The sequence below is a fragment of the Metabacillus sp. KJ11-3 genome, assembly GCF_055808295.1.
Map to the genome: position 1 here is coordinate 2,169,268 of NZ_CM147865.1, position 24,687 is coordinate 2,193,954.

The following is a 24,687-nucleotide window of genomic DNA, read 5'->3' on the forward strand; positions in this document are numbered from 1 at the left end:
GGTAGAAAGCGATCAATTTTGTAGAAAGGCGTTGATAGCAGATGACGAAAATAGGTTTTATACGGCATGGGAGTACACCATGGAATAAAGAAGGAAAAGCACAAGGCTGGTGTGATATTCCTTTGAATAATGATGGAATTGTAGATGCAAAACGTTTGGCACAACGCTTACTTTCAGAAGACTGGGATATCATCTATTCCAGTGATCTTCTTAGGGCACATCATACCGCAAACATCATTGCAGAAAAGATGATGAAACCCGTACACTTAGATTCAAGACTTCGTGAGATTGCTGGAGGACTTATTGAAGGAACCACTGAAGAGGAAAGGATCTTAAAGTGGGGAAGTGGGTGGCGAGAGTTAGATTTAAAAATTGAATCAGATGATCGCGTTCTTTCCCGTGGTATTGCATTCATTAATGAAATTTGTGAAAAGCATCCAAACGAAAACATATTAATTGTTAGTCACGGTTCTTTTTTAAAAAAGATAATTAAAAAACTTATTCCAAATGAACCATTTGAAGAATCCTTATTAAATACTTCCATTACTTTGTTAAAAAGGGACACGATTGGATGGAACTGTTCTTTGTTTAATTGTACCAAGCATCTAGTTTTAACAAATAAAGAGATTACATAAAAGTGGGAGAAAAGATGAAAATTAGACGATTAGAAAATGACGAGCAAATACCAATAAATTTATTACTTCAAGCAGATCCATCAGAGCAATTAATTATGGAGTATATACAAAATGGTGAGTGCTTTATTGCACAAATGAAAGATCAAGTAATAGGATCCTATGTGTTATGTGAAAAGAAGATAGATACAATTGAATTAAAAAATATTGTGATAAAAGAAGATTTTCAAGGTCAGGGCTTAGGTAAAATACTTCTTTTTCACTCAATTGAACATGCCAGAAACAAAGGATACAAGGCAATAGAAGTAGGCACAGGTAACTCTAGTCTAGGGCAATTGGCCTTTTATCAAAAATGTGGTTTTCGAATGATTGAAATCGATCAGGATTTTTTCATTCGACAGTACTCTGACATCATTATCGAAAACGGCATTCAATGTAGAGATATGATCATCTTACGACTGGAGCTTTAGAAAATGAACTACAAGATTCGGAAGATGGAAAAATGGTTTCCATCTTTCCAACAAGTCATACAATATACGTTATTTTATCGCTAAATAAACTGCTAGGGCATCAGTTTATGTTATCGATTATCGTTTCGAAATATTCTTAGATAAATAATCCTTGCAGTAACTACCATGAAAGATTGGAAGAATATTCTCCACTTGAAATAATGACGATTCAAAGCCATGATACCCGTCTTAATTAAAATCACATCTATTACTTTGTAACTGAAAAGATGAACAATTCGGAAAAAAAACCCTTTTTCTTTTGCTAGTGATGTAGATATAAATGACATAAATATACAATATACCGGAGCAATCATAAAGTGTAAACGTATTGAATATAAATGCTTTATTCCAAAACGTATTTGTCCATTATAGGCCAATACATACATAAAAATTGTTTCAATTACCATAATTGTTAAATAATGAGCAAGTTTTTTTGCCATTATTTTTAGTTGTTCTAGCCCTTTATAAAAAAAGTCACTTAACAAATAATAGACAGGTAACAAAATGACCGTGTAAATCGGTTTCCACCAGTTTATTTTATATATCTTTAAAAAGATAAATAACCGTTCAATACAATAATAGAAAAATGTAAAGCCAAGTTTCCATTTAAGTTTCTTACCAAAAACAGTAATAAATGTAGCTGATACCGGTATGTATAACCCCTGAGAAAGTATAGCTCCAAAAACATTGTCAAAATACTTCTTTTTTACCAATGTTGGTTTATACGTATACGCTTTGAACACATTTAAAACAATGTATTCAAAAATAAAAGCCATTCCAATATTTAAAAAAAATAATATCCATGTGTTTGAAGATCTACGTTTTTTTAATAAGCATATAAAGAGAGTTTGAAACAATGCCAAAAGCAAAAAGGGAACAGATCTTTTATTTAATCGACCCTGGAAGTGCATCAAATCACCAACTATTCAAGGTTTATAATTGTTATCATGTGTAATTTCTTAAAAATTATGAGGAATGATCACATTAGCTGTCCCAAAACATAGGAGGTAAAGCTTTTATGAAAATAAGATACTTAACTGGATTAGATTCAGCTAAATATAAATCCTTGAGATTGGAAGCACTGCAAAATAATCCTGAAGCTTTTAGCTCAAGTTATGAAGAAGAGGAAAAAATGCCGATTCAACAAACGAAATTAAAGCTAAATACCGAATACACTCATACAATCGGTGCGTTTATAGAAGAAGATCTTATTGGGATTGCCACTTTAGTCGTTGAAACCAAAAAGAAAATACTTCACCGAGCCACGATCGTTGCAGTGTATGTTCATCAAGATTATCGTAATGCTGGTATCGGCAAAAAAATAGTAACGGAACTTATTGAAAAGGCAAAATCAATGTTGAGGATAGAACAGATTTACTTAACGGTAACTGCAAGCAATCTTCCGGCCAAACAGCTTTATCAGTCAATAGGATTTGTAACGTATGGAGTTGAAAAAAGGGCGCTTAAAGTAGAAGACACTTATTTTGATGATGAATTAATGGTTTTATTTATAAAATGAGTTTTTATAACGAGGTCTTTTTCTTCAATATAGGTATTCACCCAAGAATTTCCTACCCAATTTGCATAAGTTTATAATGAAATAAGGGAGGAATGCATCTATGCAAAATGAATATCAACTACCTACAGTAAATCAGTATGAAATCATTGATCCAAATGACACACGAATTTTTGGTAGACCGTTTGGAAGATTTGGTTTTGGTTTCGGAAGACCTTTCGGATTTGGATTTGGCAGACCTTTTGGATTTGGTTTCGGAAGACCTTTCGGGTTTTATCGACCATTTTGGGGAGCTCCATTTTTAGGAGGAGTATTAGGAGGCTTATTAGCTGGTTCTTTAGCCTATCCTTATTATGGATATCCTTATCCATACTATCCTTATTATCCTTACTACTAATAAAGAATTTGTTATTTTTGACCTTAATAATTGTATTAAGGTCGTTTTTTATTCAGAAAATTTCTACTTGCTTCAAGGTGTATTTGGTTGCATTATAAAGAGTAAGAAGTATGACTGTCTTTAGAGACATCCTGATGTTTTTTAAAAAAGATTTAACTTCTTTATCACATCTTATAGGGAGAGTCTATGCGAACGCAAGTTAAAGAAATGTCCAAAAAACCGTGGTTTCTAGGAATGATTGTCATTATATTTATTATCATTATGCTGTGGTTCATCCCGGTAGAGAAACGAAAATATGGTGTTGAACAACATTTATTAACTACTGACTATACTGGTTTACTACCTGAAAAAATAGCAAAAGTAGAAAAACACGATACTCGTTATGAGCTGCAAAAAATCGTTAAACAAGCAAATGTAACGGGCGAAAAAGTTTCAATTGCCGGTTTGCAGCACTCCCAAGGTGGTCATACATACTATAAAGATGGTGTTTTAATCGACATGAAGTCTCTGAATACCATTTTGGACATTAACGAAAAGAAAAAAACAGTAAAGGTTGAAGCAGGTGCAACTTGGGCAGATGTTCAGGAAGCCGTAAATCGTTATGGATTAGCATTAAAAGTAACTCAATCTCAATCTATATTTACAATCGGCGGCTCTTTGTCTGTTAATGCGCATGGAAGGGATATTCGCTTCGGGTCAATGGCTGATACCGTTAAGGAAATGACATTACTTACTCCTACGGGTGAAATCAAGACTGTATCTCGTGGTGATGAAGAGCAATGGATGAAATATGTCTTCGGTGGGTATGGACTATTCGGAATCATTCTTGATGTAACATTAGAATTAACAGACAATAACATTTATACGATTCATACGAAACAAATGAAAACAGACAAATATGAATCGTATCTTACCTCAATACTTAAAGGAAGAGAAACGGCTATGCATTATGCAAGAATTAGTGTTGCTCCAACATCATTTTTAGATGAAATGTATGTGATTGATTACAAAAATACAGGGAAAACAGATTATAAAACACCGTTAAAAAAAGAAACAGGGATAAAATTAAGTAAATTAGCCTTAGACATGGGCCGGCAGGGCGGATGGCTTGAAGACCTTTTCTGGAAAATGCAAAAACAGTTTATTCAGTCTCTTGATCATGATACAATCACCCGAAATAATGCTATGAGATCTGAATCAACATTTATGGAGTTTACCAAGCCTGGTCAAGTTGAAGTCCTTCAAGAGTTCTTTATCCCAGTGGAAAATTTCGAAGAATATATATCCGAACTAAAGCCATTACTTACAAGTGATGATCACGAGGAAGACTTTAAGATCCATAATATAACTGTCCGTTATGCGGCTCAAGAAGAGGTGACAAGTTTACACTATGCTACTAAGGATATGTTAGGATTTGTTGTCTTAATTCAACATGGAGTCGAGAATAAAGACATAGAAGAGGCGAAAGAAATGATCCGTAAATGGACAGATCTAACGATAAAACATGGTGGCACGTATTATCTTCCATACTATCCTTATCAAACAGAAGAACAGTTTCAGACAGCCTATCCCAACTGGAGGAACTTCCAGGAAGAAAAAAGACGCAGAGATCCTAATAGTGTTTTTCAAAATATGTTTTATGAGCACTATCTCAAATGAGGGGAGCTCAATTGAAAAGAAGGATAACAGAAAACTTTCCGCTCGTTATAACGGTTGGACAAGTTGTAATTTTCCCTTATTATATTATTTGGTTGAAGGAAGTTTCTTACACCTATACTTTATTTGCATGGCTTTTTGCCGGGTTCTCTTTTTCAGCTGCATGGGGATACAGAGTCTATCATTCTAAGAAGAATCTTCACTTATTAGGAATATCATTTATCTATTTTGCGATGGGAATCATTTATGTGTCTATTTATTTTATAAACGTACAAATGGAGGTTCTCCCTTATTTTGCTCTGATGATTCAGGTTCTATTAGGTTTTTTACAAGGATATTTCCGTGCATGGCATGTTGAACAAACTTCTTACAAATTGCATGCTGTTCACCATTACCTACTAGTTGGTGTATGTATGATTGGGCTATCCTTTATAAAAATCCTCTCACCAGTTGCTTTTCTTACATGTTTTGGGGTTTTTCTTCTTATAAGCGGGATTATAGGAATCATTCAAAGAGCCTTTACAAGATAACGATAAATCAAATTATTTAAACAAAAATTCATCAACGGATTATCAAGATTCGCACAAGTTCACAAATTAAATAATGGAAGTCTAGTAAAATAATTAATAAGTAGAAGGAGGAACAAATCATGAAAAAACAAAGAACATGGATACCCTTAACCGTTCTAATTATAATTATTTATATCCTTCATTCCACTCCTCATATGTCCTTAAGAACATATGTCTTTTTTATTGGTTATCCAATTCAAGCTATCACATCTGATATCGTTGATGATAAATACCACAATGAAATGGATAAAAAAGAGTATAAAAAATTAAATGCAAAAGCGTATACATTAACAGACCCTCCAGTTGAAAAGCAAACACAAGGTGTCCTTAGTAATTATTTAGTAAGGAAATATGGGATCATCTACATAACTGATTTCTTAGGGGATACTTAATTAAAAAAGAATAAACCTTGCTATTCAAGTTAAATAATATTCCGAATCATCTCATAAACTAAAACATGTCCAATTTTCGGAGGAGAGACATGAAGTATGTGAGAATCGGTATCATGATCATTCTTGGCAGTATCCTTCTGTCATTAGGGATTAACTTATTCTTAACTCCGTATAAAGTATTAGATGGGGGAATTATAGGGATAGGGTTAATTTTGCATTATTTATTAGGACTAAAAGCAGGTTTAATGGTCATTTTCCTAAGTATTCCTGTATTTCTTATCGCATGGATTTATTATCGTCAATATTTTTATAATAGTTTACATGGAATGCTTGTATCTTCTTTTTTTATCGATTTGTTGAAGCCGCTCTCAGGTGTTATTCATTTAGCTCCTTATATCAGCTCGCTAATTGGAGGGATATTTGTAGGTCTTGGAATCGGTTTAATGCTTCGGATTGGTACAAGTACAGGGGGAACAGATTTACTTGCTCAATTTTTATTTGAAAAAACAGGGATTAATGTCGGAATCCTGATATTTTTTATTGATAGCATCGTCATATTACTTGGGGGCTTGTTAATCTCAAGAGAAACGTTCCTATTATCCTGTATAACGATACTTGCCGTTGGATTAACCACAACATTTATTTCAACTAAATCCAGTCATTCTATGTAAATATGCAGAAAAAGCCCTTCCTGAAAACGGAGGGCACTATTTTTGTCAAAACATACTTAGTTGATAATCTTTAGATAACAATTCCAATAACCGTATACCCGCAATACTATTTCCTTTTTCATCTAATGAAGGACCAAATATTCCAATTCCGAACCTTCCAGGAACAGATCCCATGATACCGCCGGACACTCCGCTTTTAGCAGGAATTCCAATTTTTATAGCAAATTCTCCTGAAGCATTGTACATTCCACATGTGACCATGAAGGTTTTACATATTCTTGAAACATCAGAGGGAATGAGTTGCTTACCCGTCTGCGGATCAGCTCCATCCATAGCAAAAACAGCCCCAATCCTCGCTAAGTCCAAGCAATTCATTTCAATCGAACACTGTTTGGAATACAAGTCAATTAATTGTTCAACATCTTCGTCTATCATCCCATGTTGCTTTAGGAAATAAATTAAGGAGCGATTTAAATCAGCTGTTTCATACTCTGATTGAGCCACTTCTTTATTATAAGTAACCGATTGATCATTTGTCAGATCCTGAACAAATGACAATAATCGTTGTAATCTTTCTTCAATAGAATCTCCATTGATCATATGTGTCACAACAAGTGCACCGGCATTTATCATCGGATTTAATGGTTTTGCAGGTGCCATCGTTTCTAATTTCGCAATGGAATTAAATGGATCTCCTGTCGGTTCCATTCCTACTCGATCAAACACAAAATCTTTTCCTTTGTCCATTAACACAAAAGCAAGGCTTATCACCTTTGAAATACTTTGAAGAGTGAATTTCTTTTTGATATCTCCCGCTGACACACATTCTCCGCTTGGATAGTGAATCGCTATAGATAGATCATCCGGATCTTCTTTACCTAGCGCAGGAATATAATCTGCAACTTTTCCTTTTTTTGTCCATTCCTTTGATGTTTCTACATACCGTTGTAATTCATCACTTGTCCGACATAGCATTTATTATCACCTTCAATGTAAAAATGTCTTTCGCTGCTGGAATCATGTCCATGCAGTCAAAAGACATTTCTAATTAACTTGATTTTCGATTTTTAAACATTTGGTCAGAAGAACGAAGTTGCAATGGATCAAAGAAGTTTGCAATCTCTCTTTCTGCACTTTCTATTGAATCCGAGCCATGAATCACATTTTCCTCTTTTTTGAATGCAAAATCACCGCGAATGGTACCAGGTTGGGCTTCAGTTGGACTGGTTTTACCTATCATCGTACGGGAAACATCAATTATATTTTCACCTTCCCATACCATAGCAAAGACTGGGGAAGATGTAATGAAATCAACCAATTCTCCGAAGAATGGCTTTTCCTTGTGCTCTTCATAATGATATTCTGCCTTTGATTGATCAATTGTCATTAACTCGGCATTAAGTAAGACAAATCCTTTTTGCTCAAAGCGTTTCACAATTTCCCCAATTAACCCGCGTTTGACACCATCTGGTTTCACCATAATAAACGTTCGTTGCATCGCCATCTTTATCCACCTCTTGAATCATTTTTTAAGAATCATGCAAACAGTATTGACAATATGCAGCATCCCTTAAACATTTAGCGAAATAATTGTGATCATTCATTTTTTCACGGCATACAATGGTGTTAGACATTAGTTATCAGGTAAGAATCCAGATGAAAGAGTTGTTTGTATGGCATTAAGTAAAGATCGCCTTATTGGGAGGAAAGCTATACTCCTATTATTATCAGAAGACCCCGACGTGCAGTTAAATCAACTCAAAGAAAACAATTGGAAGGGCTGTATTGGTAAAGTCGGTTCAATGGATGCACATAAAGTAGTGGCAGCGATCGAAACAGCGGCTAAAAAGAACGGTATTATTGAATCTACTATCTACCGTGAATCACACGCCTTATATCATGCAATAATGGAAGCCTTACACGGCGTTACCCGTGGCCAGGTTCAATTAGGATCAGTTCTTAGAACGGTTGGACTGTCATTTGCTGTTCTGCGAGGAAATCCTTATGATCAAGAACAAGAGGGTGACTGGATTGCTGTCTCTCTTTATGGAACAATAGGCGCACCTGTCAAAGGATCAGAACATGAAACCATAGGTCTTGGAATTAACCACATATGAAAAAAGCCCAAAGTGAAAATAGTGAGTAGGGGGCTATATCTTGGAATCCATTGATTTCATAGATATAGTCCCCTTTTCTATTTGTAAGAAGGAGGAAGTAATAGGTGATTATGTTAAATGGACAAAACCTAACGTTTCAATCTTTGCAAAAAATAATTTTTGATCGAGAGAAGGTTAGTTATACAGAAGGAAGCATGAAAAAAGTGAAAGAAAGTAGAAAAGCTGTCGAACATATTGTTTCTAAGGGAAACATTGTATATGGAATTACAACTGGTTTTGGAAAGTTCAGTGATGTTTTTATAGATAATGATAATGTTGAGAACCTTCAACTCAATTTAATTCGATCACATGCGTGCGGAGTTGGTGACCCTTTTCCGGAAGAAGTATCACGAGCAATGATACTACTAAGAGCAAATGCCTTACTAAAGGGATTTTCCGGTGTTCGACCAGTTATTATTGAAAGATTACTTGACTTAGTTAATGCAGAAATACATCCTGTAATCCCACAACAAGGCTCTCTTGGTGCTAGTGGTGATTTAGCCCCGTTGTCACATTTAGCTCTTTGCTTACTAGGGGAGGGAGAGGTTTTTTATAAAGGAAAACGAATGCCTTCAATCGATGCATTATCAAAAGAGTCCATTTTACCGGTTACGCTTACCGCAAAAGAAGGATTGGCCTTAATTAATGGGACACAAGCGATGACTGCTATGGGTGCTATAACCTATTTGGAAGCAGAAAAACTAGTATTTCAAAGTGAGTTAATTGCTGGTGTTACGATTGAAGCGTTGGAAGGAATTGTTGATGCCTTTAATCATGAAATACATGTAGCAAGAGGGTTTAAGCAACAAATAGATGTTGCAACAAGAATTCGAGACTATTTAAAAGATAGTTTACTAGTTACAAAACAAGGCGAACGACGAGTACAAGATGCTTACTCAATAAGATGTATTCCCCAAGTACACGGAGCGATATGGCAAACATTGGACTACACAAAAGAAAAGCTTGAGATCGAAATGAATGCAGCAACAGATAACCCCCTTATCTTTCATAATGGATCAAAAATCATTTCAGGTGGGAATTTTCACGGTCAGCCCATTGCGTTTGCGATGGATTTCTTAAAAATTGCCTTGTCAGAGCTTGCCAATATATCCGAGCGAAGAATTGAACGACTTGTTAATCCTCAGTTAAATGATTTACCTGCTTTTTTAAGTCCGGAGCCGGGTCTTCAATCTGGTGCCATGATCATGCAATATGTCGCCGCATCACTCGTATCAGAAAACAAAACATTAGCACATCCGGCAAGTGTAGATTCCATTCCATCATCAGCAAATCAGGAAGACCATGTAAGTATGGGGACCATTGCAGCGAGGCATGCGTATCAAATTATAACAAATGCCCGACGAGTTCTTGCTATTGAAGCCATTTGCAGTATTCAAGCGGCAGAAATTCGAGGTTCTCATAAAATGGCATCTATTACTGGAACATTTTATAAGGAAGCAAGAAAAATAGTTCCATCGATAACACATGACCGTATTTTTTCAACTGACATCGAAGCAATGACAAATTGGTTAAAAGCAGAGAAACCTTACTTTAAAACTGTATTGGAGGGAAAGCTATATGAATAACAATAAAGTATCGAAATACAGAGGAAACACCTTGCATACAAAAGGATGGCAGCAAGAAGCTGCTCTTCGAATGCTCATGAATAATCTTGATCCTGAAGTGGCCGAAAACCCATCAGAATTAGTCGTATATGGAGGTATTGGAAAAGCAGCACGTAATTGGGATTGTTTTGATATGATCGTCCATTCTCTTAAACAATTAAATAACAATGAAACATTACTTATTCAATCCGGAAAGCCGGTCGCAGTCTTTCAAACACATGAAGATGCCCCACGTGTTATATTAGCTAATTCAAATATTGTGCCTGCCTATGCTAATTGGGAGACGTTTCATGAGCTTGATCAAAAAGGGCTCATGATGTATGGACAAATGACGGCTGGAAGCTGGATATATATCGGTTCACAAGGCATTGTTCAAGGTACTTATGAAACATTCGCAGAAGTAGCAAAACAACATTTCAATTCATCATTAAAAGGTACGATTACTTTAACAGCAGGACTTGGTGGAATGGGTGGTGCCCAACCATTAGCAGTAACAATGAACGGTGGCGTTTGTATAGCAATTGAGGTTGATGAAAAGAAAATTGATCGTAGAATACAAACTCGGTATTTAGATATGAAAACTACTAGTTTAGAAGAAGCGATTCAGCTGGCCACAAATGCAAAGAAATCACGAAAACCGTTATCCATCGGTCTATTAGGAAATGCTTCAGATCTATTACCTGAGTTAATGAAGATTCATTTCATTCCTGATATTCTAACAGATCAAACTTCAGCACATGACCCTTTAAATGGGTATATTCCTTCAAATATGACATTAGAACAAGCAGAACACCTGAGAACATCTGATAAGAATCTATATATAAAATATGCCAAAGCCTCAATTGCCAAACATGTTGAAACAATGCTTGCAATCCAAAATAAAGGAGCCATTACATTTGATTATGGTAATAATATCCGTCAAATAGCCAAAGATGAGGGTATACATCAAGCATTTGATTTTCCGGGTTTTGTTCCGGCCTACATCCGTCCTCAATTTTGTGTTGGCAAAGGACCATTCCGATGGGTGGCATTATCAGGAGATCCGGAAGATATTTTAAAAACGGATCAAGCAATCTTAAAAACGTTTAGTGAAAACAAGCCACTTTGTAATTGGATTAAAATGGCGCAAGAAAAGATTCAATTTCAAGGCCTTCCATCACGCATCTGCTGGTTAGGATATGGTGAACGTGCGCAGTTTGGAAAAATGATAAATGACATGGTTGCAAACGGTGAGCTCAAAGCACCTATAGTAATTGGCCGTGACCATTTAGACGCTGGTTCCGTTGCTTCTCCTAATCGGGAAACAGAAGCAATGAAGGATGGATCAGATGTTGTTGCAGATTGGCCAATCTTAAATGCGATGATTAATGCGGTAGGAGGAGCAACATGGGTGTCTGTTCATCATGGAGGAGGTGTAGGTATGGGCTACTCACTGCATGCCGGGATGGTGATTGTTGCTGATGGCACAAAAGAAGCTGAACGAAGAATTGAACGTGTGTTAACAACTGATCCCGGAATGGGAGTTGTCCGTCACGCAGATGCAGGATATGCCCTTGCCATTGAAACAGCCAAACAGCATGGATTAAACATGCCAATGTTAAACCAAGGAGGAGATGAATGATGAAAAAGTCATTATGGATTAAACACATAAATCAATTGGCCACTTTAAAATCAAGCCCACTTGGTCCTCGAACAAAAGCTTCAATGTCAGATTTAGGAATTATTATGGATGGAAGTATATGGATCGAAGACGGTCTCATCCAAGCAGTTGGAACAACAGATCACTTAGAACAACTCTGCCGAAACAATCTTCACAATGCCGATATTATTGATGCAACAGACCATTTAGTCACACCCGGCCTTGTCGATCCACATACACATGTTGTGTACGGTGGAAGCCGTGAGAAAGAATTCGAATTAAGATTAAATGGAGCTTCTTATATGGACATCATGAATGCAGGTGGTGGAATTCATGCCACTACAAATATGACAAGAGAAGCAACAGAGGAAGATTTGATAGAGCAAACAATAAAAAGGCTCGATTCCTTTTTAGAACATGGTGTTACAACGATTGAGGCTAAGAGTGGATATGGACTTAACTTAGAAACAGAACGAAAACAATTGAATGTGATTAAAAAACTACAGCAGCTACACCCTATCGACCTTGTTCCAACTTTTATGGGTGCACACGCTGTACCTGTGGAGTATAAAGGGAAAGAAGACCTCTACGTAAATATGATTATTAACGAAATGTTACCGATAATAGGAAATGAAAACTTAGCTGAGTTCATCGATGTATTTTGTGAAAAAGATGTGTTTACCGTTGAGCAATCAAAAAACATTTTAAATGCAGGGAAGCTTTATAACCTGATTCCAAAAATTCATGCTGATGAAATTGTTTGCTTAGGTGGTGCAGAATTAGCTGCTGAAGTTGGAGCCATATCAGCTGAGCACTTACTTAAAACAACTGAGCAAGGAATGAAAGCCTTGGCTCTAAAGGGAACAATTGGATGTTTACTTCCAGCCACCGCTCTATACTTAAGAGAAGAAGCAGCTAACGGAAGAAAAATGATTGATGAAGGAGTAGCTGTAGCCATCTCTACAGACTGTAACCCTGGTTCATCACCAACTACTTCTATGCCTTTAGTGATGAACTTAGCATGTTTAACCATGAAATTAACTCCGGCTGAAGCATTAACAGCAGCCACATACAATGCAGCCTGTGCGATAAAACGTGAACATACCGTTGGAAGCATCGAAATAGGAAAGCAAGCAGATATCGTGTTGTGGAACGTAAAAAATTATCAAGAACTGCAATATCGATTCGGTGTCAATCATGTGAAAACAGTCTGGAAAAAAGGAATCAAGGTGGTAAACCGATGAGAGAGCATTGGTTAGTACAACCAGAATGGTCATGGAATCAACCGAATAAACATAATCCAACTTATGTTTATGAATGGGTACAATCCATTCACACGATGAACACCCCACCTGAACTGCTCATTTATGGTGCACCATTATCACGCTCTTCCATCAGTGTCTCAGGAGCATCTCTTTACCCGATGGAATTTCGTCGTATTTGGAAAGGTTTTGCTACTTATAACATAGAAAAAAACATAGATCTTAGCTCGTTTCTTGTCGGAGATGCAGGTGATATCTCTATGCATACGACTGATATTTCTATGTCACACGATCGAATCAAACAATCTACAGCATATCTTTGTTCAAAATATCCATACTCACGAACATGTATGATCGGTGGAGATCATTCCACAACCGCTTGTGCAATAAAAGGTATTCAACAGGCATTCCCTAATGAAACAATTGGTATTTTGCAGTTTGATACACACCTTGATGTAAGAGATCCGAAAATAATGGGACCTTCAAATGGAACACCAATTAGGCAATTAATTGAAGAGAACATTGTAAAGGGAGAAAATATCGTTAATATTGGGCCACATGGTTATTATAATGCCAAACCATTAGTAGATTTCGCCAATAAACACCATATTAAGATCATCATGTTAAAAACAGCGCGAAAAGCAGGAGTTATCCAAACTGTCCTTCACGCCCTTAAAACATTAAACGAAAAAGTAGATCGCATTTATGTAACGGTAGACCTTGATGTCCTGGACATCTCCTTCGCTCCAGGTGTTCCCGCATCAACTCCAGGTGGAATGACAACAGAAGAGCTTTTTGATAGCCTACTCGAAATTGGAAGTCATATTGCTGTTCAGCATATCGATTTTGTTTGTCTAGATCCTAGTAAAGACACGCCCGTAAATGAAACAGTTAAGATAGGAGGGTATGCCTGGATGCAGTTTGTTACAGGCTGTGTGTTAAGAAAGATACCTTGATATATGTTTTCAGTACCCTTATAATGTGGAGCAATTTCATGTAACTTGTATAAACAATGTAACATAAATTTTTAGTCTAAGAACTTCCAGTAATGGTTGTTCTTTTTTTGAGGGTTTGTGTCGTTTTTTGACAAATCGAAAATAAAGCATGGAAAATAGTAAATAAACCTTCAGAATAGAGAATATCTACTCATAATCGAAAATATCCAAGCAAAATCGAAAATAAGCTCCTTCCCCAATTTTCCTTCGACAAAAAATATACAGGATCATGATCAACTAGATACTTTAGAACCAAAAATAAAAATAAAACACTAGTATTTCAGTCAAAATACCTGTTTCCCATCTCTTGCCACATCCTTACTTACTATAAAAATATAATATTAAAGATAGAAAGAACCATCTTTTAATTCAATACAATCTGCTAAATATGTCAAAATGATAGGATTTCTCTGCTATTAAAACAAAATTAATATAACAGTACAATAACAATATCATTCTATAAAATATGGGAGGTATGTAATAATGAATCTAAAAAGGAAAGTAGTATCTGTGTCACTATCAAGTCTATTAGCTTTTGGCGCAATGACAGTTGTTTCTTTACCAGTCGATGCAGTCGGTAACGGGCCAAACACCGGTAATGGGTCCATCCAAACTTCCATTCTTCATACATATGATAGTTTAGTGGAGTATTTAAAAACGCAGGAAAACAAGCAGGATAAAATGGATCTTGAAATCATTGGACAAACGGTCAAAGGCAGAGATATCTACATGGCGAAATACATATCAAATCCACAAAATCCAACCATATTATTCTTAACACAGCAACATGGAAATGAGCAGTTGACAACAGAGGGAGCACTTGAATTTATTAAACACTTAGGAACAAATAAAACCAAGGGTGTATTAGATCATGTGAATATCCTTATCATTCCGATGCTTAATGCAGATGGAGCAATGGGTGATGTTAACTTTTCATTGGACAATTACTTAGCTGATGGAGATCGTCACTTAACTCGTTATAATGCCAATAATGTTGATTTAAACCGTGAGCATGATAAAGCTCCAAGTGAAATGGAACCAGAGGCAAGAGTTCTTCATGAAAATGTTTTTGCAAAATACAACATCGACTATATGATCGATCTTCACCATCAAGGTACTCGAAGTGAAACAGAGGGTGAGCTTGTATCCGGCTCGATTTTGTATCCTACAAATGCAAACGTAAAACCTGAAATCCTAGATCGTTCAAAAAAACTAGGGTCAGTTGTCTATCATGCCCTTGAAAATACCGGATGGGGTCATATTGGAAAATACAATGGGGGAAATGGTGAAAATATAGGGCGTAATGGTGCAGCCGTTCGATATGATATCTCTACACTATTATTTGAAATGCGTGGAATGTCAGATCATTATATCGAATCTTACGCTCTTGGCCAAAAAAGCAATGGATATTTAATTAAACAAACAATTTCAACATTAGATACTACTGTCAGAGCCATTGCAGATGGTTCAATTGATACCGCAGATACGAGTTTTTGGGACACTTTACCAACACAAACAAATCGTTCTAATGAAGAATCTGATGAATAAATAGAATGATCAAACACATCCTCTTGCACGGTTTGAGGATGTGTTCCTGTTTGTAAAGATGATAGGATAACACCTCAATAACTATCACTCTAGTAGTGATATTCAAATACACTATGTCGAAATATCTAACATTTCATTTGACAAGCTTAATATAACCTATGGTAGTATAATGATGTGCTTTTTATACACAAATTTACCAAAAAAAGGGGGCTACACTTTGAAAAAACTTCGTAGTAGTTTTTTATTCATCATGGTTCTTACACTTGCAATGATTATTACTGCTTGTGGCGGTGGTAATGAAGGTGGGACAAGCGGTGCTGGTGAAGAAGGCGGCACTGATGGCGGGAAACAAAACCTTAGCCTATTAACTGGTGGTACTGGTGGTACATATTATCCACTTGGTGGACAAATCGGAAATATTATTTCTGATAACACAGATGCAAATATTACACCTCAAACATCAGGTGCTTCTGCAGAGAACATGGAAACTTTGAGAAATGGTGAAGCAGAAATTGCTTTCTCTCAAACAGACATTGCTTCTTATGCTATTGAAGGAAAAGAAATGTTTGATGGCGCTGCTATCGATAACATTCAAGCAATTGCATCTCTTTACCCTGAAACGATTCAACTCGTTACAACGGCTGATAGCGGCATTAAATCAGTTGAGGATTTAAAAGGAAAATCAGTATCAATCGGTGCTCCTGGATCAGGTGTTTACATCAATGCGATGCAAATTCTTGAAATCCACGGTCTAACAACTGATGATATTAAAGCTCAAAACTTATCGTTTGATGAGTCTACTGATGGAATCCAATCAGGTAATATTGACGCAGCATTCGTTACAGCCGGAACTCCAACAGGTGCAGTTGAAGCATTATCTGCACAAGCAGATGTTGTAATTGTTCCGCTAGCAGATGATAAAATTGCTGAATTAGTGGAAAAATATCCATATTACTCAGAAGATACAGTACCAAGTGGGACATACAAGATTGATTCTGAAGTGAAGACGGTTGCTGTTAAAGCAATGTTAGTCGCTTCTAAAGATCTTGACGAGAATTTGGTTTATGAGATGACAAAAGCAATGTTTGAAAACACTGACCAAATCACTCATGCAAAAGGAGAGCTTATTAAAGCTGAAACAGCACTAGAAGGTTTAGGTGAAATGGAGCTACATCCTGGAGCTGCCAAATATTTTGAAGAAAAAGGCATTTCAAAATAAAAGCTTTTACATGTCGATAGATCGCATGAGCGGTCTATCGATTTCATATGTTTTATGTATGTAAGGGATGGGTATTATGAAACTAAAATTAGTATTAATGATCATACCTCTACTATCGCTTATCGCATTTTTAATTTTCTTTCCTTATAAATCAATTATTGCCTTTACCTATGAAGATAAAGACGAAATTCTCGCTTTTTTACCTATAAATAAAAATGAAGATACCTTTCAAATTAAATACACCCATTCCATTCACCTCTCAGATGTTGTTGAAACATATTCCACCTCTGAAAAAGAGATTACGCTAAAAGAGCTTTCTTACAAGGATTTTGCGGTTGGAATGCCTTCTAATGCTGAAGGTGACGAGGTATTTGAGGTAAAAAATGGTACATACTATATTACAAATATGAATCGTCATTTTCCATATATTGATTTAAGACTCGGACAAGTGAGAGCGGATCATCGAATGATTTATAAGGACCACACATATACATTATCTAATTTTATAACACCAGGAACCTGGATAAGAATATCACCACAAAAAATTTCATATTGGGAGCAATTGAAAGGAGTGAACATCAGTGAGCAATAAAGAAGAAATAAAGACTTTAACCGAAGAAGAGCAACAGGCACTTTTAGAGAAATATGATCCTGAGGCTGGAACAAGAAAGCTTACTGGAATTATTGGTTGGATAGCATTTTTAGGTTTATTAGCATTCTCCCTATTCCAATTGTATACGGCCATTTTTGGTGTGTTTACAGCACAAATACAAAGAACTGTTCACTTAGGCTTTGCCTTATCCTTAATCTTTTTACTATTTCCTGCTAATCGGAAGAAACGTCAGAAGGGGAAACTTCAGATTGCATGGTACGACGGGATACTTGCTTTACTAAGTGTTGCAGTTGGTGCTTACTGGCCATTATTTTTTAATGACTTGGTTATGAGTGTTGGGCGTTTATCAACAATGGATTTTGTTGTTGGGATTATTGCAATATTGTTGGTTCTTGAAGCAACAAGAAGAGCAGTCGGTCTTCCTATTACGATTATTGCCGTTCTATTTTTGTTATATGGATTGTACGGTCAGTTTATGCCGGGGTTCCTGGCGCATAGAGGATTATCCTTAGAGCGACTAGTTCAAACGATGTTCTTTACAACTGAGGGTATTTTAGGTACACCACTTGCTGTCTCTTCAACTTTCATTTTCTTATTCCTTTTATTTGGTGCATTCCTTGTTAAAACAGGAGTAGGTCAATATTTTAATGATTTAGCTGTTTCGATTGCGGGTCGAAGAATTGGGGGACCTGCAAAAGTAGCTATTTTCTCCAGTGCACTTCAAGGTACAATTAGTGGAAGCTCTGTCGCAAATGTTGTTACATCAGGATCTTTTACAATACCGATGATGAAGAAACTTGGATATAAGAAAGAGTTCGCCGGAGCAGTAGAAGCAGCAGCTTCAACAGGTGGACAGCTAATGCCGCCAATCATGGGTGCTGCCGCTTTCCTGATGGTAGAGTTTATTGGTGGAGGCATCACGTATTGGGAAATTGCCAAAGCTGCTGCAATACCTGCAGTTCTTTACTTTGCCGGTATATGGATCATGACACATTTTGAAGCGAAAAGAATTGGCTTACGTGGTTTAACGAAAGAAGAAATGCCCGATCGGAAAGAAGTAATTAAGAAAATTTACTTATTACTACCTATTATTGCCGTCATTGTTTTATTAATGTCAGGTGTGATCGTTACACATGCAGCACTTTATTCCATCTTAATTGCGATTATTGTTGGACTAATTAATAAAGAAACAAGAATGGGACCTAAAGAATTTGTATTAGCACTTGTTGATGGTGCCCGTTCAGCGTTAGGAGTTGCTGCAGCAACAGCCGCAGCAGGTATCATCGTAGGTATTGTAACGAAAACAGGACTTGGTTTAAAAATGGCGAATGGATTAATTGATCTTGCCGGGGGATACTTAATTCCAACATTAATGCTTACAATGTTGGCAGCATTAGTATTAGGAATGGGATCACCGACTACAGCAAACTATGTTATTACATCAACAATTGCTGCACCAGCTATTATTTTATTAGGTGTTCCCGATTTATCAGCTCACTTATTCGTGTTTTATTTTGGAATCATTGCAGATATTACACCACCTGTTGCATTAGCTGCATTCGCAGCCGCTGGTGTGGCAGGGGGAGAACCATTACGTACGGGAGTAAATTCTGCAAAACTAGCCATAGCTGCTTTCATAATCCCGTATATCTTTGTCCTTTCTCCACAGTTACTCATGATCGACACAACTTGGTTTGAGTTAGTATGGGTAATTATCACAGCATTCTCAGGAATGATTGCGATTGGTGCAGGTATCATCGGATATTGGTTTAGAAAGTTACACTGGGCTGAACGAATTATCGCGATCATTACAGGATTGCTTTTAATCTATCCTGAAGGTGTCTCCGATATAACCGGAATCATTACCTTCGTTGCATTACTTGCACTCCAAATCTTTTGGAAACGAGATAAGGAAAATACATTAAAAATGTCAAATTAAACAACCATAACCTGAATTCACATTTAGTGGGTTCAGGTTTTTTACTATATTACTTATTAATAATGCTGGTTATTTTTTGAATAAAATGAAAAAGGGACCCAAATAATTCCGGGCCCCTTAAAAGGTCCATCACATTATTGGTTTCGAAGTTGATTTTCAGCCATAGCGACTAAACGCTTTGTCATTTCTCCACCAACTGAACCATTTGCACGAGCGGTTGTATCAGCTCCAAGTTGTACCCCAAATTCATTCGCTATTTCCTCTTTCATGGAATTTAGAGCATTTTCTGCACCTGGCACGACCAATTTATTTCTTGCCATTGTACAACACCCCTTTGAATGGTTTAGGAACTTTAAGCACTGATATCAGATGCTCAATTTTATTTTATCCAAAATGCTAAATAATATCATTGAGCTTTCAGAGCTCCGTATAACCTTTTTTATGAAAGGGAAACTTATATGTAAAGGCATTAATTGCGTACTGTTATAAAGGAGGAAACCGGTCGATGGATACGTTTGAAAGATTCCCTGTTGCACATTTAGATTCTGATCAACTACAAAAAATCCTTGCACTTGAAACTGAACTTCGTAATGAAACAAATGAGAACATCGTTTTAATTGCTTATGATGAAAAAGGGGAAGAATAAACTTTATATATTTTTTGTAAAATTATCCAAAATTATGTTGATATTTCCTATCGATTCTTATATGATGATATCTATTGGGTTAAATTTCTCTGTAATTTTAAAAAATCCCCGCTCAGTTATACTGGGCGGATTTTCATTTTTCATTTTGTCTACTTTTGTATAAACGCACGTATACTAGATTAAGAGTGACCTAGCTTGTTAGTCTTAAATTCATCGATTTGAGGTGTAATGAACATGTTTTCCCAAGAAGAGAAAGATGCATTATACAAAGTAATTGAAACAAGAAGAGATGTGCGGAGTTTTAATAATAAACCGGTACCTGCCGATGCTGTAGAGCGAATATTGAAAGCAGCACATCAAGCACCTTCAGTAGGATTTATGCAGCCTTGGAATTTTATTTTAATTGATTCCAACGAATTGAAAGAAAAGCTAGCTTGGGCTGCTGATAAAGAACGGAGAGCACTTGCTATTCACTATGAAGGGGACGAAAGGGCATCAGCATTTCTTAAATTAAAAATTGAAGGAATTAAGGAAGCTCCTATTACGGTCTGTGTTACATGTGATCCAACCAGAGGAGGAGCCCATGTGCTTGGGAGAAATTCAATTCCCGAAACTGATATGATGTCAACAGCTTGTGCTATTCAAAATATGTGGTTAGCTTCATGTGTAGAAGGCATAGCAATGGGCTGGGTTAGTTTTTATAAAAAAGCAGATATCCGTGAAATTTTAGAAATACCTCCACATATCGATCCGGTTGCTCTCATTTCATTGGGGTATACAGATGTTTATCCAAAGGCACCCATCTTGGAATCGTCAAAATGGGAAAAGAGAAAGGATTTACAAAACTTAATCTCTAAAAATAAATGGGAGGGACCAGAGAAGTAAACAAACCCTATGATACACATGACCTGTCATTTTTTATGTGTATCTTTTTTAGAGAAAATTCACAGAAATTATTGTTATGAAGGAGTCATTTTTTAGATGAAAGAAAATCAATTAGTACATAAGCATGAGGAAACCCTTTTTATTATCTGTGTGATCACAACATGTTTAGCTGCTTTATATTTATTAATATCTATTGTTGGTGTTTTTATTTTTTTAGCATTTGCTCTTCTTTCGCTTTTTTCACACATTATTTCAATGTCACATATTCAGTTAAATGGTGTTAGACTTCGTGAAACACAGTTTCCAGATTTATATGAAAAAGTTGTACACCTTTCAACGAAAATGGAATTAAGAAATATTCCGGAGGTCTATATTCTTGAATCTGGTGGATTATTAAATGCGTTTGCGACAAAAGTACTTGCTATCTCGGGAAAAAATATGGTTGTTTTATATTCTGATTTTGTTGATATCGCTGATGAATCCCCGGATTTTGATATTGATTATATTATTGCACACGAACTTGCCCATTTGAAACGAAATCATATCTCAAAAAGTATCTTTGTATCGTTAGCTATGTGGATTCCATTCTTGGGGACTAGTTATCTGCGAATGGCTGAATATACTTGTGATCGAATGGCTGCTTATTATACAGAAAAACCTCAAAATGCAATCAATGGATTATTAATATTAGCAGCAGGGAGACGATTATATAACAAAGTCAACTTAAATGAATTTTTAGAGCAATATAATGAGAAAAAAGGTTTTTTTGCAACATTAACAGAATTATTGTCAACTCATCCGCCAATTCCAAAAAGAATACATGAAATTGAAACATTTATGAATGATGATAACCAACCAACCGTAACATTAGTAAGTAAAACAAAACAAGTTGTCTTTATCATTGTACTGGTTTTCTTCCTGTTGCCAGGGTTATTTATAGGGTTAACCGTAGGAACTGCATTCGTAATCTCCAAGCTTGATTTCTTAAGTGGAATTGCAGATCCATATAGCTACGAAGATGAATATAATTATGAAGACGAACCTTTAATGCAATCTATTGTTGATGATGATCAGGAAACTGTTGAACAATTATTAGAGGATGGGGCAGATCCTAATACGATTAATGAATTTGGCGAAAGTGCACTAATGATTGCCATTATGAATGAGAAACTGAATTTTGTTCCAATGCTTCTTGAATATGGGGCAGATCCGAATCATCAAGATGATTACGGATGGACGCCGTTAATGTCAGCCGTTGTTGCGGATGACATTGAATCAGGAAAATTACTGCTTGAATCTGGTGCTGATCCAACATTACAAGATACAGATGGCTTGTCAGCAATAGACTATGCAAATGATTATGATAATCAGGATTTTATTCAGTTACTTGAATCGTATAAAAATGATCCTAGCATGTTCTAAAAAGCTTCAGTTATATTATGAATAAAAATAGTGAAAAGGATGAACATAATCAGGTTCATCCTTTTTTTATCGTCTTTTTTCGGGATGGTTTACAAATAGGATCCATCAACTTAAGTCAAATTAATTTTCTTAGAAAGAAAATTATTATATGATCGTATATACATATAATGAACAATAGGAGGTTTACTCAGTGGTAACTAAAGTCTATTTAAATGATACACCTATATCTATAACCAAATACGAAGAAAAATCAGTTAATAATCTTATTCAACTATCAGTAGAATTCCTTGTTACTAGTAACGATTATCATGACATCACGACTTTATTGTATAAAAATGCGTTCCATGTAAAAATACCTGAAAGAAATATAACTTTTCATGGGGTTATAAATAACTATTCCACATCCTTGACAAATTTATATAAAGAAAACCAATTATCAACATTTTCTTTGCAAATCATTGAACAGTCAAAATAGAGAGGCGATAAAATGAGGTTAAGTATATTAGATCAGGCACCCATATCTTCAAACCAGACACCTCGAGACGCGTTACTGAAATCATTACAATTAGCCCAAGCAGGTGAGCGTCTAGGATATACTCGTTTTTGGATTGCTGAACATCATGATTTAGCAGGACTGGCATGCTCAGCACCTGAAGTAATGTTAGCTTATATTGGAGCAAATACAAAAACAATTCGCATTGGTTCGGGAGCTGTTTTATTACCATATTACAGACCTTATAAGGTAGCAGAAACATTTAACATGCTAGCTACCTTATTTTCTGATCGAATTGATATAGGGATCGGACGTGCACCGGGAGGATCAGCAGAAGCATCAAATGCCTTATCAGACCAATTTCTTCAACAAGTGTGGGATTTACCAAAATCTATAATGGAGTTACTTCATTTTATTTATAACGACTTTCCATCAGATCACGAATATGCCAAAGTTCAAGCAGCTCCACTTCCTGACACAGCTCCAGTACCTTGGCTCCTGGGAACAAGTAAAAAAAGTGCCCTATTAGCGGCAAAGACAGGATTAAGCTATGCATTTGGGCAGTTCATGAGTGAAAATGACGGTAAAGAAATTATTAACCAATATCTCGATCATTTCAAACCAAAACGAAAAGTAAACCATCCCAACGTAATTCTTACGGTTTCAGTGATATGTGCAGAAACAACTGAGAGAGCGGAAGAAATTGCGTTAAGTTCTCTATTATGGTCTATTCAAAAAGAGAAGGGGGAGGGAACAAAAGGCGTTCCTTCTATTCAAGAGGCAATAGAATATCCTTATTCCGAAGAAGAAAAGCAAAAAATTGAAATGTTAAAACAAAAGATGATTATTGGTAATCCGTTAGAGGTAAAACAGAAGTTAATCGATATTCAAGCTTCTTATCAAGTAAATGAACTCATGCTTGTCACAATCACACATTCGCCAGAAGATCGTCTCATATCTTATCAGCTAATTGCAGAAGCATTCATGTAACATGTATAATCCATCCTTTATCGCTCATTCTATAGTAGAGAAGAGTGTATAGATGAGGAGATGGCATAATGAAGGATTATGATATTACACATATGATCATAGATGATGGATTATATGGAGAAGAAGCAGTGACAACGGAATTCTCCCATAAGAATAAGGATTACAGTATCACGTTTAAAAAATCAGATCTCGAGATTTTAAATAAATGGGTATTTGAAAACAATACCTCACTCCCGGCAAATCTTTCAGATGAATTGATAGAACTCATTCGGGATGAAGTGAAGAAGAAGATACATGAATAACCTCAACAGGATAAGTTAACCCTTGTTGAGGTTCATCTTTATACTGAAAAAGGAAAGAGTCTTTCAGTACAGTTATTTCATCTTTTTGTAGTCCATTCTCATTACTTTCAAAAGCTATTTTTACAAGCCACCTCGTAAATGGAGCAACATTCATTTGTTCAATTTCTTCTAGAGTGTAAAAACCTGCTTCATCTGACTCAATTCCATCAGGAACCGGTTCACCATTTATATAATCCATAGTAAAGGCAATATAAACATTATGAATATGGCGTGGGAGGTCACGAAGTGCAACAATTCGATTTACTCTCGCTGTTATTCCAGCTTCTTCTTTGACCTCTCTTTGTATCGTTTCTTCAATATTTTCAAATTGTTCAATATATCCTCCAGGATTAGTCCAATATCCTTTACCTGGATCATGAGCACGTTTCACAAGGAGAATTTTGTTTTCTCTAATTACTAACCCTCCTACCCCAATACTATAATCACCCCAATAAACGAACTCACAACTGGAGCATGCTTTTCTTTCTATACCATCGATTTCTCGCAAACCCATTTGCGAACCACATTTCATACAAAAATTCACTGACAAATTCATCATCCTTATTTTTATA

General features: G+C 36.0%; 28 protein-coding genes. 23 read left to right on the forward strand and 5 right to left on the reverse strand.

The genetic code is table 11. The features are described from left to right. Positions 1–41: 41 nt before the first annotated feature. Both AC0L8O_RS11025 and AC0L8O_RS11030 read left to right on the forward strand, forming a co-directional pair. The gene (locus AC0L8O_RS11025; protein ID WP_473448087.1) at positions 42–635 is read left to right on the forward strand and encodes a histidine phosphatase family protein; all 594 of its coding nucleotides are present in this window, start codon (positions 42–44) and stop codon (positions 633–635) included. A 14-nt stretch (positions 636–649) separates the two neighbouring features. Beyond that, entirely contained in the window at positions 650–1,102 is a 453-nt protein-coding gene (locus AC0L8O_RS11030; protein ID WP_473448089.1) for a GNAT family N-acetyltransferase, read from the forward strand. A gap of 110 nt (positions 1,103–1,212) precedes the next feature. Here AC0L8O_RS11030 and AC0L8O_RS11035 read toward each other — a convergent pair whose 3' ends face one another. After that, positions 1,213–2,052: a hypothetical protein gene (locus tag AC0L8O_RS11035; protein ID WP_473448091.1), complete on the reverse strand. Its 840-nt coding sequence runs from the start codon at positions 2,050–2,052 to the stop codon at positions 1,213–1,215. 107 nt (positions 2,053–2,159) lie between these two features. Here AC0L8O_RS11035 and AC0L8O_RS11040 point away from each other — a divergent pair, with 107 nt between their 5' ends. From AC0L8O_RS11040 to AC0L8O_RS11065, 6 genes are all read left to right on the forward strand, one after another. Continuing rightward, entirely contained in the window at positions 2,160–2,660 is a 501-nt protein-coding gene (locus AC0L8O_RS11040) for a GNAT family N-acetyltransferase (protein ID WP_473448094.1), read from the forward strand. Between the two features lie 100 nt (positions 2,661–2,760). Beyond that, complete coding sequence (locus tag AC0L8O_RS11045) at positions 2,761–3,054, forward strand: hypothetical protein (RefSeq protein ID WP_034333151.1); 294 nt, start codon at positions 2,761–2,763, stop codon at positions 3,052–3,054. Between the two features lie 186 nt (positions 3,055–3,240). Next, a complete protein-coding gene (locus tag AC0L8O_RS11050) occupies positions 3,241–4,713 on the forward strand; it encodes an FAD-binding oxidoreductase (RefSeq protein ID WP_473448096.1) in 1,473 nt (490 codons plus the stop codon). 11 nt (positions 4,714–4,724) lie between these two features. Beyond that, on the forward strand, positions 4,725–5,240 hold the full coding sequence (locus AC0L8O_RS11055) for a hypothetical protein (RefSeq protein WP_473448098.1): 516 nt from the start codon (positions 4,725–4,727) through the stop codon (positions 5,238–5,240). 119 nt (positions 5,241–5,359) lie between these two features. Beyond that, the gene (locus AC0L8O_RS11060) at positions 5,360–5,671 is read left to right on the forward strand and encodes a hypothetical protein (RefSeq protein WP_473448100.1); all 312 of its coding nucleotides are present in this window, start codon (positions 5,360–5,362) and stop codon (positions 5,669–5,671) included. Positions 5,672–5,760: 89 nt separating this feature from the next. Further along, positions 5,761–6,342, forward strand: a complete 582-nt coding sequence (locus AC0L8O_RS11065; protein ID WP_473448102.1) for a YitT family protein — start codon at positions 5,761–5,763, stop codon at positions 6,340–6,342. Between the two features lie 45 nt (positions 6,343–6,387). Here the strand turns inward: AC0L8O_RS11065 and glsA are convergent, their stop codons facing one another. Together glsA and ndk are read right to left on the reverse strand one after the other, a co-directional pair. Beyond that, positions 6,388–7,317 (reverse strand): glutaminase A, encoded by a 930-nt coding sequence (glsA, locus tag AC0L8O_RS11070; protein ID WP_473448104.1) that lies wholly within the window; start codon positions 7,315–7,317, stop codon positions 6,388–6,390. 73 nt (positions 7,318–7,390) lie between these two features. Next, a complete protein-coding gene (gene ndk, locus AC0L8O_RS11075; protein WP_026562318.1) occupies positions 7,391–7,840 on the reverse strand; it encodes a nucleoside-diphosphate kinase in 450 nt (149 codons plus the stop codon). Positions 7,841–8,015: 175 nt separating this feature from the next. Between ndk and hutP the strand changes: the two genes are divergently transcribed. From hutP to AC0L8O_RS11120, 9 genes are all read left to right on the forward strand, one after another. Then, positions 8,016–8,459 (forward strand): hut operon transcriptional regulator HutP, encoded by a 444-nt coding sequence (gene hutP / locus AC0L8O_RS11080; protein ID WP_473448105.1) that lies wholly within the window; start codon positions 8,016–8,018, stop codon positions 8,457–8,459. A 104-nt stretch (positions 8,460–8,563) separates the two neighbouring features. Beyond that, positions 8,564–10,084, forward strand: coding sequence for a histidine ammonia-lyase (gene hutH, locus AC0L8O_RS11085; protein WP_473448107.1), 1,521 nt, complete (start codon positions 8,564–8,566; stop codon positions 10,082–10,084). Then, positions 10,077–11,744 carry a urocanate hydratase gene (hutU, locus tag AC0L8O_RS11090; protein ID WP_473448109.1) on the forward strand — a complete coding sequence of 556 codons (1,668 nt, stop codon included), beginning with the start codon at positions 10,077–10,079 and terminating at the stop codon, positions 11,742–11,744. The genes hutH and hutU overlap by 8 nt, the downstream gene beginning before the upstream one ends. After that, on the forward strand, positions 11,744–13,006 hold the full coding sequence (hutI, locus tag AC0L8O_RS11095) for an imidazolonepropionase (protein WP_473448838.1): 1,263 nt from the start codon (positions 11,744–11,746) through the stop codon (positions 13,004–13,006). The genes hutU and hutI overlap by 1 nt, the downstream gene beginning before the upstream one ends. Next, the gene (locus AC0L8O_RS11100) at positions 13,003–13,980 is read left to right on the forward strand and encodes an agmatinase family protein (protein WP_473448111.1); all 978 of its coding nucleotides are present in this window, start codon (positions 13,003–13,005) and stop codon (positions 13,978–13,980) included. The genes hutI and AC0L8O_RS11100 overlap by 4 nt, the downstream gene beginning before the upstream one ends. A 522-nt stretch (positions 13,981–14,502) precedes the next feature. Further along, the gene (locus tag AC0L8O_RS11105; RefSeq protein ID WP_473448113.1) at positions 14,503–15,567 is read left to right on the forward strand and encodes a M14 family zinc carboxypeptidase; all 1,065 of its coding nucleotides are present in this window, start codon (positions 14,503–14,505) and stop codon (positions 15,565–15,567) included. Positions 15,568–15,784: 217 nt separating this feature from the next. Next, positions 15,785–16,786: a TAXI family TRAP transporter solute-binding subunit gene (locus AC0L8O_RS11110; protein ID WP_026562565.1), complete on the forward strand. Its 1,002-nt coding sequence runs from the start codon at positions 15,785–15,787 to the stop codon at positions 16,784–16,786. 76 nt (positions 16,787–16,862) lie between these two features. After that, positions 16,863–17,378 (forward strand): DUF1850 domain-containing protein, encoded by a 516-nt coding sequence (locus AC0L8O_RS11115; protein ID WP_473448115.1) that lies wholly within the window; start codon positions 16,863–16,865, stop codon positions 17,376–17,378. Next, positions 17,368–19,338, forward strand: coding sequence for a TRAP transporter permease (locus tag AC0L8O_RS11120; protein WP_026562563.1), 1,971 nt, complete (start codon positions 17,368–17,370; stop codon positions 19,336–19,338). Before AC0L8O_RS11115 ends, AC0L8O_RS11120 begins: the two co-directional genes overlap by 11 nt. A 134-nt stretch (positions 19,339–19,472) precedes the next feature. Here AC0L8O_RS11120 and AC0L8O_RS11125 read toward each other — a convergent pair whose 3' ends face one another. Continuing rightward, a complete protein-coding gene (locus AC0L8O_RS11125; RefSeq protein ID WP_026562562.1) occupies positions 19,473–19,658 on the reverse strand; it encodes an alpha/beta-type small acid-soluble spore protein in 186 nt (61 codons plus the stop codon). A 185-nt stretch (positions 19,659–19,843) separates the two neighbouring features. On the opposite strand from AC0L8O_RS11125, the gene AC0L8O_RS11130 reads away from it, so the two are divergent. From AC0L8O_RS11130 to AC0L8O_RS11155, 6 genes are all read left to right on the forward strand, one after another. Further along, entirely contained in the window at positions 19,844–19,984 is a 141-nt protein-coding gene (locus AC0L8O_RS11130) for a hypothetical protein (RefSeq protein WP_473448117.1), read from the forward strand. A gap of 234 nt (positions 19,985–20,218) precedes the next feature. Then, positions 20,219–20,869 (forward strand): 5,6-dimethylbenzimidazole synthase, encoded by a 651-nt coding sequence (gene bluB / locus AC0L8O_RS11135; RefSeq protein ID WP_473448119.1) that lies wholly within the window; start codon positions 20,219–20,221, stop codon positions 20,867–20,869. A 96-nt stretch (positions 20,870–20,965) separates the two neighbouring features. Further along, positions 20,966–22,291 carry a M48 family metallopeptidase gene (locus tag AC0L8O_RS11140; RefSeq protein ID WP_026562560.1) on the forward strand — a complete coding sequence of 442 codons (1,326 nt, stop codon included), beginning with the start codon at positions 20,966–20,968 and terminating at the stop codon, positions 22,289–22,291. A 190-nt stretch (positions 22,292–22,481) separates the two neighbouring features. After that, complete coding sequence (locus tag AC0L8O_RS11145) at positions 22,482–22,766, forward strand: DUF3219 family protein (protein WP_473448121.1); 285 nt, start codon at positions 22,482–22,484, stop codon at positions 22,764–22,766. A 12-nt stretch (positions 22,767–22,778) separates the two neighbouring features. Next, complete coding sequence (locus AC0L8O_RS11150; RefSeq protein WP_473448123.1) at positions 22,779–23,774, forward strand: LLM class flavin-dependent oxidoreductase; 996 nt, start codon at positions 22,779–22,781, stop codon at positions 23,772–23,774. Between the two features lie 68 nt (positions 23,775–23,842). Then, positions 23,843–24,076 (forward strand): hypothetical protein, encoded by a 234-nt coding sequence (locus AC0L8O_RS11155; RefSeq protein WP_026562557.1) that lies wholly within the window; start codon positions 23,843–23,845, stop codon positions 24,074–24,076. On the opposite strand, the gene AC0L8O_RS11160 is transcribed toward AC0L8O_RS11155, so the two are convergent. Then, complete coding sequence (locus AC0L8O_RS11160) at positions 24,039–24,629, reverse strand: NUDIX domain-containing protein (protein ID WP_473448125.1); 591 nt, start codon at positions 24,627–24,629, stop codon at positions 24,039–24,041. The two genes, AC0L8O_RS11155 and AC0L8O_RS11160, sit on opposite strands and share 38 nt — an antisense overlap. Positions 24,630–24,687: the final 58 nt, after the last annotated feature.